Here is a 12,607-nt window from a genome sequence, read left to right on the forward strand (position 1 = left end):
GCGGCGAACAGGCCGGGCACCGAGGTGGCGGTCGAGTTCGGGGCGACCTCGACATAGCCCGACGGTTTCAGCTTGATCTGTCCGGCTACGAGCTCGGTCGCCGGGGCATGCCCGATGGCGACGAAGACGCCGTCGGTCGGCACATCGGTCAACGCGCCGGTCTTGACGTTCTTCAGTCGCACATGGGTGACCTTGTTCGGGTTCTCGGTGCCACAGATCTCGTCGACGGCTGAGTCCCAGACCACCTTGATCTTAGGGTGCTTGAACAGACGCTCCTGCAGGATGCGTTCGGCGCGGAAGTGATCGCGACGATGCACGATGGTGACCTGCGAGGCATGGTTGGTGAGGTACAGCGCTTCCTCGACCGCCGTATTGCCGCCGCCGACCACTACGACTTGCTTGTTGCGGTAGAAGAAGCCGTCACAGGTGGCACAGGCCGACACGCCGCCACCCTGGAATTTCGCTTCGGACGGCAACCCGAGCCAGCGCGCCTGGGCGCCGGTGGCGAGGATGACGGTGTCGGCGAGATAGACGTCACCGCTGTCGCAGGTCAGGCGAAAGGGGCGTTGCGAGGTGTCGAGCTTGGTCACCAGATCGGTCTTGATCTGGGTACCCACATGCAGCGCCTGCTTCTCCATCTGCTCCATCAGCCAGGGGCCTTGGATCACGTCGGCGAAGCCCGGATAGTTCTCGACGTCGGTGGTGATGGTGAGCTGGCCGCCCGCCTGGATGCCCTGGATCAGGATCGGCTCCAGCATCGCGCGCGCGGCGTAGATCGCCGCCGTGTAGCCGGCGGGGCCGGAGCCGATGATGATGACCTTTGCATGGACAGCGGCGGACATTTCGACAGATGCCTTTCACGGGGGACTGCAGCGCGGGCGCGGAACGTGCCGGGAGGCCTCGCGGAGGCGCTGAAATATCAGAGGTAATCTAAGCCTTCTGGTGAGCTATGCAAGAATTGCATTCCCTGTCGGCGGATTTTTCCAACAGGGAACAAAAGTCGATTGCGCTGCACGCGCAATAAAATTGCGCCGAGTGCGTGGTCTGCGCTATGAGGATTGCGACAGAGCCATCAATACCGCCGCAAAGGCCAGGAGTTCCAATCACGTGTCGCGGAACCTAGACGAGATCGACCTGAAAATTCTCACCGAGATTCAGGCCGACGGTCGAATCACGAATGTCGAGCTGGCCAAGCGCGTCGGCATTTCGCCACCGCCCTGCCTGCGCCGAGTCCGGGCGCTGGAGGAGGAGGGGTATATCCATGGCTATCGCGGGCTCTTGGACGCGCGCAAGCTCGGCTTCGACGTCACGGTGTTTGCCGCAGTGCACCTCTCCAGCCAGGCCGAGGCGGATTTGCGCGCCTTCGAGGAGTTCGTCCGCGCCGAGCCGCTGGTGCGCGAGTGCTGGATGCTGTCGGGCGAAGTCGATTTCATCCTGAAATGCGTCGCACCCGACATGGCCACCTTCCAGGATTTCGTCACCCATTTGACCGCCGCCCCGCACGTCCGCAACGTGCGGACCTCGCTGGTGCTGCACAATTCGAAATACGAGGCGGCCGTGCCGCTCGACGTGAGGGGACGAAGGTAGCGTCTCCTCCGTCATTGCGAGCAACACGCAGATACAGAAAAGGCCGCGCAGTGCGCGGCCTTTTTCAAATCACACGCAACGGCAAATCGCTACCGCCACTCCACCTTGGTGATCTCATAAGCCTTGGCGCCGCCGGGTGCGTTGACCTCGACGGTTGAACCCTTCTTCTTGCCGATCAGCGCGCGCGCGAGCGGCGAGGTGATGGAGATGCGGCCCTTCTTGGCGTCGGCCTCGACCTCGCCGACGATCTGCCACACCGTCTTCTTTTCGGTGTCCTCGTCGACCAGTGTCACGGTCGCGCCGAACTTGATGGTGTCGCCGGACAGCTTCGAGATGTCGATGATGTCGGCGCGCGCGAGCTTGTCCTCGAGCTCGGCGATGCGGCCTTCATTGTGGGACTGCTCTTCCTTCGCGGCGTGGTATTCCGCGTTCTCCGACAGGTCTCCGTGCGAGCGCGCCTCGGCGATATGCTCGATGATCCGCGGACGGTCCTCCGACTGGCGCTTCTTCAGTTCTTCCCCGAGCGCGGCAAAGCCGCCCGCAGTCATCGGTACCTTTTCCATCTCTTCTCTCGTCCTTCGGTCGCGCGCGCCCTGACATGTCAACGCGCACGCAACTTGATTCGTCAGTCTGTCCGGGGGCTCAACGCGCGTGCCGCCGAACGTTCATATGGGCTTGGCGCCGGAACAGAACAACCATATGGCCGGACAGTTCCTCCGGCCATAGTGGCTTCATCGCCAATCACTTAGCGGAAGGTTGGGCCTCCCGCTCGCGATCAGGTTTCCGAAAAGTAGCTCTGCAGGGTCCGAACCTCAAGGTCCCCGCCCAGATAGGCGTGGATGCCCTGCGCGGCCGCCACGGCCCCGGAAAGAGTGGTGTAATACGGCACTTTATGCAAGAGGGCCGCGCGCCGCAGAGAACGGCTGTCGGCGAGCGCCTGCGGGCCTTCGGTGGTGTTGAAGACGAGCTGGACCTCGCCATTGGTGATGGCGTCGACGATGTGCGGCCGGCCCTCCAGCACCTTGTTCACCTTCTCGGTCGGGATCCCCTGGTCGGTCAGGAAGCGGGCCGTGCCCGATGTCGCCAGCACCTTGAAGCCGAGCGAATGCAGCTCGCGAACGGCCTCGGTGATGCGCGTCTTGTCGCTCTCGCGAACCGAGACGAACACCGTACCCTTGCGCGGCACTCGTGTGCCGCCGCCGAGCTGGCTCTTGGCGAACGCCACCGCGAAGGAGCGATCGATGCCCATGACCTCGCCGGTCGAGCGCATCTCGGGGCCGAGCACGGTATCGACGCCGGGGAAGCGGGCGAACGGAAACACCGATTCCTTCACGCCGACATGGTCGAATTTCGCCTTCTTCAGCTTGAAATCGGCAAGCTTCTCGCCGGCCATGATACGCGCCGCGATCTTCGCGACCGGCGTACCGACCACCTTGGCGACAAAGGGCACCGTGCGCGAGGCGCGCGGATTGACTTCGAGCACGTAGATCTCGCCGTCCTTGATGGCGTATTGCACATTCATGAGGCCGACGACGTCGAGGCCGAGCGCCAGCTCGCGGGTCTGCCGCTCCAGCTCCTCGATCATCTTGTCGTCCAGCGAGTGCGGCGGCAGCGAGCAGGCGCTGTCGCCGGAATGGATGCCAGCTTCCTCGATGTGCTCCATGATGCCGACGATGAAGGTGTCCTTGCCGTCGCAGAGGCAGTCGACGTCGATCTCGGTCGCATCGGACAAATAGCGGTCGAACAGCAGCGGGTTCTTGCCGAGCACGGTGTTGATCTGGCCGGTCTTGTCGTTCGGGTAGCGCGCCTTGACGTCTCCCGGCACCAGCTCCGGCAGCGTGCCGAGCAGGTAATCGCTGAGCTGGTTCTCCTCGCGGATGATTTGCATCGCGCGGCCGCCGAGCACGTAGGACGGGCGCACCACCAGCGGCAGGCCGAGATCGGTTGCGACCAGGCGCGCTTGCTCGACCGAATACGCGATGCCGTTCTTCGGCTGCTTCAGCCGCAGCTTGTCGAGCACCCGCTTGAAGCGGTCGCGGTCTTCCGCAAGGTCGATGGCGTCGGGCGAGGTGCCGAGGATCGGCACTTCGGCGGCTTCCAGCGCGCGCGCGAGCTTGAGCGGGGTCTGGCCGCCGAACTGCACGATTACGCCATGCAGCGTGCCGTTCGTGCGTTCCTTTGCGATGATCTCCAGCACGTCCTCGGCGGTGAGCGGCTCGAAATAGAGCCGGTCCGCAGTGTCGTAGTCGGTCGACACCGTCTCCGGGTTGCAGTTGACCATGATGGATTCGTAGCCGGCGTCGTGCAGCGCGAAGCAGGCGTGACAGCAGCAATAGTCGAATTCAATGCCTTGGCCGATTCGGTTCGGGCCGCCGCCGAGGATGATGACCTTCTTCTTGTCGGACGGCGAGCTCTCGTCCGCAGGCGCGCCCGCGAACGGCGCCTCATAGGTCGAGTACATGTAGGCCGTGGGCGAAGCGAACTCGGCCGCGCAGGTGTCGATGCGCTTGTAGACGGGGCGAACGCCGAGCGCGTGGCGCTTCGCCGTGACCTCCGCCTCCGTCGTCTCCGCGATCACCGCAAGCCGGGCATCGGAGAAGCCCATGGCCTTGAGCGTGCGCATGCCGAAGGCGTTGCCCGGCAGGCCGTTCTTGCGGACCTTCGCTTCCATATCGACGATGCCGCGCATCTCACCGAGGAACCACGGATCGATCTTGCAGGAATTGAAGATCTCCTCGTCCGACCAGCCGAGCCGCATCGCCTGCGCGACCTGGAGCAGTCGGTTCGGCGTCGGCGTGCCGAGCGCGGCGCGGATCGCATTCTTGTCGTCGTCGCGGCCGAGACCTTCGATCTCGATCTCGTCGAGTCCGGTGAGGCCGGTCTCGAGCCCGCGCAATGCCTTCTGAAGGCTTTCCTGGAAGGTGCGGCCGATCGCCATGACTTCGCCGACCGACTTCATCGACGTGGTCAGCGTGGTGGAGGCGCCGGGGAATTTCTCGAACGCGAAACGCGGCACCTTGGTGACGACGTAGTCGATCGTCGGCTCGAACGAGGCCGGCGTGGCGCCGCCGGTGATGTCGTTGGCGATTTCGTCGAGCGTGTAGCCGACCGCAAGCTTGGCGGCGACCTTTGCGATCGGAAAGCCGGTGGCTTTCGAAGCCAGGGCGGAGGAACGCGACACACGCGGATTCATCTCGATGACGACCATGCGGCCGTCTTCGGGATTGACGCCGAACTGCACGTTGGAGCCGCCGGTCTCGACGCCGATCTCGCGCAGCACCGCCAGCGAGGCGTCGCGCATGATCTGGTATTCCTTGTCGGTCAGCGTCAGCGCCGGCGCCACCGTGATGGAATCGCCGGTGTGCACGCCCATCGGATCGAGGTTCTCGATCGAGCAGACGATGATGCAATTGTCCTTCTTGTCGCGCACCACCTCCATCTCGTACTCTTTCCAGCCGAGCACGGATTCTTCGATCAGCACTTCGTTGGTGGGAGACGCATCCAGGCCGCGCTCGATGATGTCGAGGAACTCTTCCTTGTTGTAGGCGATGCCGCCGCCGGTGCCGCCCATGGTGAAGGAGGGGCGGATGATCGCGGGCAGGCCGATCTCGGATAGCGCCATCAGCGCTTGGCCGAGCGCATATTCCTGATAGCGCTTGCGGCGGTCGCTCTCGCCGAGCGTCCACTGCCGCTCGAGTTCTTCGAGCGCAGCGCCCGATGCCTTTGCGCGATCGGCCTGGTACTTGTCGCGGAAGGACTTCTTCAGGGCGGAGGCGTTGGCGAGCCGCGACTTCGGCGTCTCGAGCCCGATCTTGGTCATGGCCTCGCGGAACAACTGGCGGTCCTCGGCCTTGTCGATCGCGTCCGCGGTGGCGCCAATCATCTCGACGTCGAACTTGTCGAGCGTGCCTTGCTGGCGCAGCGACAGCGCGCAGTTCAGCGCGGTCTGTCCGCCCATGGTCGGCAGCAGCGCGAAGCCGCCGGGAATGACGTGACGTTCTTTCTCGATGATTTTCGCGACGATCTCGGGCGTGATCGGCTCGATATAGGTCGCATCGGCCAATTCCGGGTCGGTCATGATGGTGGCCGGATTGGAATTGACGAGGACGATGCGATAGCCCTCTTCCTTCAGCGTCTTCACCGCCTGGGTGCCCGAATAGTCGAACTCGCAGGCCTGGCCGATCACGATGGGACCGGCGCCGATGATCAGGATGGTGGTGATGTCTGTACGTTTGGGCATCAACTCTCGCCGAAGTGGAATTTGGGCACAAAAAAAGGGCGCGCCTGCTGCGCGTCCCTTTGGCCGAGAGCGCGTTGGTCCCCCTCGCGCGCGGGGTGGGTCTTAGACCAGTTTTCAGGGCGGCGAAACCCCGAAAAACGCCCATCAACCGGCAATTTTGACGGGTTTTGGCCGGGCCTGCCAGCCGCGGGCGAGATGGACCAGAAGAGCCGCCGAAACGCTCAATCCGCCGACCCAGCCCAGATCCGCCGGGCTCCACGCCGCAAGCACGGCGCCGCCCAAGGCTCCGCCGATCGCAAAGCCGAGATACATGGCCGAGGCGTTGAGCGAGAGCGCGATCATCGAGGCCTGCGGCTCGATCCGGATGATGCTGGCGACCTGGGCCGGGTAGAACGCCCATCCCGAGATGCCCCAGAGGAAGATCGCGCCCAGCACCGCATAATGCGCCTGTCCCGGCATCAGCTTCAGGACCAGCGAATGCAGGATCAGCGCGCTGGCCATGCCGGCAAGCCCGAGACCTGCTGTGGCGAGCGTGCCGAGCCGGTCGGCCAGGACGCCGCCGAGCATGTTGCCGATCGCGGCCGCGCCGCCGAACACCAGCAGCGCGAGGCTGATCTGCGAGGCGTCGAATCCAAGGCCGTGCAGCGGGACCGCGAAATAGGTAAACACGGTGAAGCCGCCGAGCGCCCATAAAATCGTGATCAGAAGCGCCGTCAGGACATTGCGGTGACGCGCCACCGCCAGCCGATCGCTGAGCGAGGCTGTGTTGCGCGGCAGGCCGCGGGGCAGGCCGAGCAGGAGGCCGGCGAGCGCAACGGCGCCGATCAGGGCGACCATGGCAAAGGTCGCGCGCCAGCCGAGCAGGCTGCCGACGAGATTGCCGAGCGGAACGCCGATGACGGTCGCAACCGTGAGGCCCGAGGTGACGAGTGCCACCGCGCGGCCGCGCCGCTCCGGCGCGGCGACGGCCACGGATACGGCCAGCGCGGTCGGCATGCACAGCCCGGAGCCCAGCGCCATCAGCATGCGCGAGCCCAGCAACAGGGCGTAATTCGACGCCACCATGGCCGCGAGGTTTCCGGCAATGAAAGTCGATAGCGCCAGGGCCAGCACGGTGCGGCGGTCGATATTGTTCAGCGTCACCGCCAGGATCGGCGAGCCGACCGCGTAGGTGAGGGCGTAGGCCGTGACCAACTGGCCGGCGGCGGGGACGGAAATCGCCAGGTCGGTTGCGATAGACGGCAAAAGCCCAGCAATGACAAAGCCTTCCGTGCCGATCGCAAAGGCCGCCAAGGCCAGCCAGAATATGCTCATCAGGAAAATCCCTATGTTCAACGTTTATTGAACTATGGGTGGGACCGGGTCCGGAGTCAATTGGTTCAAGAACTATTGAACATTGAGGCCATTTCGCTATGATCTCAGACCATGAGCCGCACGCCTCCTCACCCCACCCGCGAGCAGATCGAACTGCCGATGGTCCTGGATTGCCTGGGCGATCCGATCAGATTGGCGATTGTGTATCAGCTCGCCCAGCAGGAACCTGTCAGCGGCGAGCTGTGCTGCGGCGACTTCAACGCGCTCAGCGGCAAGTCGAATCTTGCCTATCACTTCGCCAAGCTACGCGAATGCGGCCTGATGCAGACCCGCGTCGCCGGCACCAACCGGTTCGTGCGGCTGCGCCGCGCGGATCTGGACGCACGCTTTCCGGGCCTGCTCGATGCAGTCATCACGTCCGCGGCAAAGGATGCCGACCGGCTGCGGCTGCTGTCGGAGCACGATCTGGTTGAGGCTGATTGAGGATTGGGCGGCCAGTCCGTCTTCGCTTGCGCTTCGCTCCAGCTACGCCGGACACGCTTCGCCCCTTCGGGTCTCGCGTGGCTGCGCCACGCGTAGCCCCGCAGGGGCGAAGCGTGGAGACCCGGCCTGGATTTGAACCAGGATAAAGAGCGATGCATCGCCCTCGCGTAGACACTTCCGCCACCGGGCCGCGGCGATCATTACTGATCGGGGTGCGACAAGCCACCTCAGGCGGACGTTATGCTTAACGAACTCAGGAAGCTTACCGAATCCGACAGGTTTACCGAACTAATGGCGGCCGCGCGACGAACGTCATGCGCCAGCTATTGTGGCCGATATTGCGGTGAGCGCGCTGGACCGTGAAGCCGGCGGTCTTGAGCTTGGCGGTGATCTCCTCCTCACTGTAGCGCTGCAGCCCGATGCGCGTGCGCAGCTGACGGTAATCCGACAACGCGGTGCTGATCAGCCCGATCAGCGCATCTTTCAAAAAGCCGTGACGAAGGCCGAAGCTGAGTAGCGCTGTGACGTCCCTGAACATGCCGACATTGGGCTGGAGGATGTCGCCGAGCACCAGCTTGCCGGAGGGCTTCAGGATGCGGCGGAAGTTGAGGAGCGCGGCGTCGAGCTCGTCCGGCGCCATGTATTGCGCGACCGAGTTCATCACGACGAGATCGATCGACTGCTCCTGCATGTTGTGGACGTCATCGAGCGAGCGGACGCGGATTTTCGTGTTCGGGGCAAACCGCGCGATCAACCGGCCGCGCACGCCGGGCGCGGGCTCGGCGAGGATCAACTTGCCGCAGACAGCCGCGACCTGGCTCGCCGACAGCGCCTCGCCGCAGGCATAGTCGAGCACGGTCGCCTCGGGCGAAGAAATGTAGCCGATGATGTCCCGGGCGATGATCTGGAAGTGCAAGTCGCGATGCAGCTTGCTGACATAGATCGTGTGCGTCGAGTCGTAGTAATCGATCCAATCGTCCATGGTATTCGAGGGCCCCGGCCAAACGGTTCCGCTGAAGGAACCGGCGCTGCCCGCCTGCGTTAGGGGTGCGGCGGCGCGCCGTCAATATCTGCGTCCTAACAGGAAGGTTTCCCGTGAGCAAAGCCCCACAAAAGGTCTCGCCCGACCTCGATACACCCACCGATCTGTCGTCCCAGGCGGTCAACAAGGTTTCGGAGGCGCTCAACGTGCTTCTGGCAGACGCGTTCGCGCTGTATCTGAAGACCAAGAATTTCCACTGGCACATCAGCGGCCGGCATTTCCGCGATTATCATCTGCTGCTTGACGAGCAGTCCGACCAGATCTTCGCCACCACCGACCAGCTCGCCGAGCGCGTCCGCAAGATCGGCGGCGTCACGCTGAAGTCGATCGGGCAGATCGCCAAGCTTCAGACCATCAAGGACAACAACGAAGACTATGTCCCGCCGCGCGAGATGCTGCGCGAGCTGATGCAGGACAACAAGCATGTCGCCGCGGCAATGCGCAAGGCACACGAGGTCTGCGACGACGCCGGTGACGTCGCCAGCGCCAGCATCCTCGAAAACTTCATCGACGAGACCGAGCGCCGCACCTGGTTCCTGTTCGAAGCCACGAGACAGGAGGGCGCGAACGAGGCGTAGGTGACGCTGTCGTAGGGTGGGCAAAGGCACGCTCTTCGCGCGCCGTGCCCACCATCTATCCGCAGTTCAAACTGTTTGGTGGGCACGCTTCGCTTTGCCCACCCTACGGCACCGTCTTTGTAGCTACCGCCACAACCGCATCAACGCTCCGTCCTTCCCCGTCACCGGATCGGCCGGCGGCAGCGCGACGTTTGGAATCGTCTTCAGCGTTTTCGCGTGGTTCTCGGGCGTTGCGCGGGTGACCTCCATCTTCGCACCCGGCGGATAAGCGCCGATCACGCAGAAATCCTCGCTCGCCTTGATGCGTTGGTGACCTGTGCCGGCGGGCAGGATCGCGACGTCGCCGGCCTTGATCTCCAGCTCCTGGCCATGGTCGCCGCCGAAGCGGACGCGCGCGCTGCCACGCGCAACGCCGAGCACCTCGTGCACCGTCGCGTGATAATGCAGATAGTCGAAGACGCCATTGCGCCACGTGCCGCCCCAGCCGTTCGCTTCGAACAAGCGTTCGATCGTCTCTTCCGGCTGTCTGGAATCGAGCTTCACCGCGGCCTGGTAGACCAGGAAGGGGAGGATATTGTTCGGCACGAGCCCGTCATCCTCAAACACGATGGCGAGCGGCTCGGCATTGTCGCGGACGACGGACATAAGGGGCTCCTGCGTGAGCGTAGCAGGGATCAACGAAGGGAGCTAAGCGGCGTTCCTTTCACGAAAAAAGCCCGGGACCAGGCCCGGGCTCTTTGTCATGACGTTAATTGCGAAAGAGCGCGCGCGCCTTACGCGCTCTTGTTCTGCCGCATCAGATCCGCAAAACGCTGGAACAGATAGTGCGAGTCGCGCGGACCCGGCGAGGCCTCGGGGTGGTACTGCACCGAGAACACCGGCTTGCCGTCGAGCTGGATGCCGCAATTGGAGCCGTCGAACAGCGAGATGTGGGTCTGCGTCGCGCCGGTCGGCAGGGTGCTCTCGTCCACGGCAAAGCCGTGGTTCATCGAAGTGATCTCGACCTTGCCGGTGGTCTCGTCCTTCACGGGATGATTGGCGCCGTGATGGCCCTGGTGCATCTTCTTGGTCTTGGCGCCGACGGCGAGGCCGAGCATCTGATGGCCGAGACAAATTCCGAATGTCGGCGTGCCCGACTTGATCACGTCCTGGATCACGGGCACGGCATATTTGCCGGTCGCGGCCGGATCGCCGGGACCGTTCGACAGGAACACGCCGTCCGGTTTCATCGCCAGGATGTCCTCGGATGACGTCGTTGCCGGCACCACCGTGACCTTGCAGCCGACGCCGGCGAGCAGGCGCAGAATGTTGCGCTTGATGCCGTAATCGATGGCGACCACGTTGAACTCAGGCTTGTCCTGACGGCCAAAGCCCTTGTCCCAGAGCCAGGGCGTTTCGTCCCATGTGAAACGCTGGCCGGAGGTGACCATCGGCACGAGGTCCATGCCCTCGAGGCCGGGCCATTCGCGCGCTTCTTCCTTCAGGCCGTGCAGGTCGAACTCGCCATCCCTGGCGTGTGCGATCACGGCGTTGGGCATGCCCTTGTTGCGGATCAGCGCGGTCAGCGCGCGGGTGTCGATGCCGGACAGGCCGATGATGCCGCGGGCCTTCAGCCACTGGTCGAGGTGCTTGGTGGCGCGGTAGTTCGAGGGATCGGTGATCGCGGTGCGCAGGATCACGCCGCGCGCGCCGGGCGTCGCGGCCATGTTCACCGTCTCGATGTCGTCGTCATTGGTGCCGACATTGCCGATATGCGGGAACGTGAAGGTGATGAGCTGGCCGGCATAGGAGGGATCGGTGAGGATCTCCTCGTAGCCGGTCATCGCGGTGTTGAAGCAGACCTCGCCGACGGCTTTGGCCTTCGGCGCCGAGGCCAAAGCCTTCCAGCACCGTGCCATCGGCAAGCACCAACAGCGCGGTCGGTTTGTGGTCCGGCCAGGCGTGATCGTTATCATGTTGTGTCATGAGCCCGGTTCATAGTCCCCGCGGGCGCCGACGTCAAAGCGGAGATGCGCCGATTCACATGCGTTTTTGCATATTTGACAGGTCGCCTTGGGCCCCTAAGCTCCGCGGCACAATTTCCGGCAAATTCGAGGGCTTGGGAGGCAATAATGGACCAGACGATGCCGATTCTGCTGGTTCCGGGATTAGCTTCCTCGGCCCGGATTTATGCGCCGGTCATCCCGTCGCTCTGGCGGTTCGGCCCGGTGATGGTCGCCAACCATATTCGCGACGACAGCATGGCGGCGATCGCCCGGCGTGTGCTGAGCGAGGCGCCGCCGCGCTTCGCGCTCGCCGGTCATTCCATGGGCGGCTACATCGCCCTCGAGATCATGCGCCAGGCGCCCGAGCGGGTGGCCAGGCTGGCATTGATCAACACTCAGGCGCGGCCCGACACGGAGGAGGCGACCGCGCGCCGCCGTGGCCTGATGGAGCGGGCCAGGCGCGGCGAGCTGCGTGCCGCGCGCGAGGAGATGTTTCCCGAACTGGTGCATCCGTCGCGCCGCGACGATGCCGGTATTCGCCAGCTCGTGCATGAGCAGGGCGAGGACGTCGGCGTCGAAGGCTATCTGCGACAGCAGACCGCGATCATCGCGCGGGTGGATTCACGGCCGACGCTTGCGACGATCAAATGCCCGACATTGGTGCTGACGGGCGATGCGGACAACACGATTCCCAACGCACTCTCGAAGGAGATGGCGGAGGGCATTGCCGGTGCAAGGCTCGTCGTTTTGGAGGATTGCGGACACCTGCCGCAGCCGGAGCAGCCCGCGGCGACGGTGCGCGCGCTGGTCGAATGGCTGGGCCCCCCGGTTGTCTCAGGGCCGCGAACGGCCTAGATCAGGCCTCGGATATGCTAGGGGAGCACGATCATGCTGCGCGACGACATCAACAATGCGGTCAAGGAGGCCATGAAGGCCAAGGAAGAGCGCAAGCTGTCCACGCTGCGCATGGTCAATTCGACCATCAAGAACGCCGACATCGAGGCGCGCGGCAGCGGCAAGCCGCCGCTCTCGGACGCGGACCTGCTCGGCGTGTTTCAGAAGATGATCAAGCAGCGCCAGGAATCGGTCGAGCTCTACGAGAAGGGCGGCCGTGCCGAGCTCGCGGCGCAGGAGCGCGAGGAGATCGCGGTGATCTCGGCGTATCTGCCGAAGCAGATGTCGGACGACGACGTCAAGAAGGCGATCTCGGATGCCATCGCCGAGACCGGCGCCGCCGGCATGAAGGACATGGGCAAGGTGATCGCCGTGCTGAAGACGAAGTACGCGGGCCAGATGGATTTCGGCAAGGCGTCCGGTTTGGTGAAGGCTGCTCTGACGGGCTAGTTCTTGCCCTCTCCCCTTGTGGGAGAGGGTGGAT

Annotated in this window: 11 protein-coding genes and 1 pseudogene; 5 read left to right on the plus strand and 7 right to left on the minus strand. The window is 64.1% G+C overall.

The window, feature by feature from the left end:
* The coding region (gene trxB / locus IVB47_RS27345; RefSeq protein ID WP_247465911.1) for a thioredoxin-disulfide reductase at positions 1-842 on the minus strand (842 nt) is incomplete at its 3' end.
* Positions 843-1,107: 265 nt separating this feature from the next.
* On the opposite strand from trxB, the gene IVB47_RS27350 reads away from it, so the two are divergent.
* Positions 1,108-1,587: an Lrp/AsnC family transcriptional regulator gene (locus IVB47_RS27350; RefSeq protein WP_007596676.1), complete on the plus strand. Its 480-nt coding sequence runs from the start codon at positions 1,108-1,110 to the stop codon at positions 1,585-1,587.
* An 89-nt stretch (positions 1,588-1,676) separates the two neighbouring features.
* Here the strand turns inward: IVB47_RS27350 and greA are convergent, their stop codons facing one another.
* The 3 genes from greA to IVB47_RS27365 form a co-directional block, all read right to left on the minus strand.
* Positions 1,677-2,150, minus strand: coding sequence for a transcription elongation factor GreA (gene greA, locus IVB47_RS27355; protein ID WP_007596674.1), 474 nt, complete (start codon positions 2,148-2,150; stop codon positions 1,677-1,679).
* Positions 2,151-2,362: 212 nt separating this feature from the next.
* Positions 2,363-5,827, minus strand: coding sequence for a carbamoyl-phosphate synthase large subunit (gene carB / locus IVB47_RS27360; protein ID WP_027565320.1), 3,465 nt, complete (start codon positions 5,825-5,827; stop codon positions 2,363-2,365).
* A 144-nt stretch (positions 5,828-5,971) separates the two neighbouring features.
* A complete protein-coding gene (locus tag IVB47_RS27365) occupies positions 5,972-7,141 on the minus strand; it encodes an MFS transporter (protein WP_247465913.1) in 1,170 nt (389 codons plus the stop codon).
* A gap of 111 nt (positions 7,142-7,252) precedes the next feature.
* Here IVB47_RS27365 and IVB47_RS27370 point away from each other — a divergent pair, with 111 nt between their 5' ends.
* Positions 7,253-7,624 carry a helix-turn-helix transcriptional regulator gene (locus tag IVB47_RS27370; RefSeq protein WP_247465915.1) on the plus strand — a complete coding sequence of 124 codons (372 nt, stop codon included), beginning with the start codon at positions 7,253-7,255 and terminating at the stop codon, positions 7,622-7,624.
* Positions 7,625-7,904: 280 nt separating this feature from the next.
* Here the strand turns inward: IVB47_RS27370 and IVB47_RS27375 are convergent, their stop codons facing one another.
* Positions 7,905-8,606, minus strand: coding sequence for a class I SAM-dependent methyltransferase (locus IVB47_RS27375; protein WP_247282519.1), 702 nt, complete (start codon positions 8,604-8,606; stop codon positions 7,905-7,907).
* Between the two features lie 113 nt (positions 8,607-8,719).
* On the opposite strand from IVB47_RS27375, the gene IVB47_RS27380 reads away from it, so the two are divergent.
* The gene (locus IVB47_RS27380) at positions 8,720-9,244 is read left to right on the plus strand and encodes a DNA starvation/stationary phase protection protein (RefSeq protein ID WP_027565316.1); all 525 of its coding nucleotides are present in this window, start codon (positions 8,720-8,722) and stop codon (positions 9,242-9,244) included.
* A 123-nt stretch (positions 9,245-9,367) separates the two neighbouring features.
* Here IVB47_RS27380 and IVB47_RS27385 read toward each other — a convergent pair whose 3' ends face one another.
* The gene (locus tag IVB47_RS27385; RefSeq protein ID WP_247465916.1) at positions 9,368-9,889 is read right to left on the minus strand and encodes a hypothetical protein; all 522 of its coding nucleotides are present in this window, start codon (positions 9,887-9,889) and stop codon (positions 9,368-9,370) included.
* A 128-nt stretch (positions 9,890-10,017) separates the two neighbouring features.
* A pseudogene (gene carA / locus IVB47_RS27390) lies at positions 10,018-11,209 on the minus strand (glutamine-hydrolyzing carbamoyl-phosphate synthase small subunit).
* A 44-nt stretch (positions 11,210-11,253) separates the two neighbouring features.
* Between carA and IVB47_RS27395 the strand changes: the two are divergent.
* Positions 11,254-12,084 carry an alpha/beta hydrolase gene (locus IVB47_RS27395; protein ID WP_256378941.1) on the plus strand — a complete coding sequence of 277 codons (831 nt, stop codon included), beginning with the start codon at positions 11,254-11,256 and terminating at the stop codon, positions 12,082-12,084.
* Positions 12,085-12,117: 33 nt separating this feature from the next.
* Positions 12,118-12,573, plus strand: a complete 456-nt coding sequence (locus IVB47_RS27400) for a GatB/YqeY domain-containing protein (RefSeq protein WP_007614677.1) — start codon at positions 12,118-12,120, stop codon at positions 12,571-12,573.
* Positions 12,574-12,607: the final 34 nt, after the last annotated feature.

It is taken from the genome of Bradyrhizobium sp. 62 (assembly GCF_023073035.1).
GTDB lineage: Bacteria > Pseudomonadota > Alphaproteobacteria > Rhizobiales > Xanthobacteraceae > Bradyrhizobium.

Bases quoted from the DNA above. Each gene is read 5' to 3' on its own strand.
- IVB47_RS27400 (WP_007614677.1), top strand. From the start codon at position 12,118: ATGCTGCGCGACGACATCAACAATGCGGTCAAGGAGGCCATGAAGGCC.
- IVB47_RS27385 (WP_247465916.1), bottom strand. From the start codon at position 9,889: ATGTCCGTCGTCCGCGACAATGCCGAGCCGCTCGCCATCGTGTTTGAG.
- IVB47_RS27365 (WP_247465913.1), bottom strand. From the start codon at position 7,141: ATGAGCATATTCTGGCTGGCCTTGGCGGCCTTTGCGATCGGCACGGAA.
- IVB47_RS27370 (WP_247465915.1), top strand. From the start codon at position 7,253: ATGAGCCGCACGCCTCCTCACCCCACCCGCGAGCAGATCGAACTGCCG.
- greA (WP_007596674.1), bottom strand. From the start codon at position 2,150: ATGGAAAAGGTACCGATGACTGCGGGCGGCTTTGCCGCGCTCGGGGAA.
- carB (WP_027565320.1), bottom strand. From the start codon at position 5,827: ATGCCCAAACGTACAGACATCACCACCATCCTGATCATCGGCGCCGGT.
- IVB47_RS27395 (WP_256378941.1), top strand. From the start codon at position 11,254: ATGCGCCGATTCACATGCGTTTTTGCATATTTGACAGGTCGCCTTGGG.
- IVB47_RS27375 (WP_247282519.1), bottom strand. From the start codon at position 8,606: ATGGACGATTGGATCGATTACTACGACTCGACGCACACGATCTATGTC.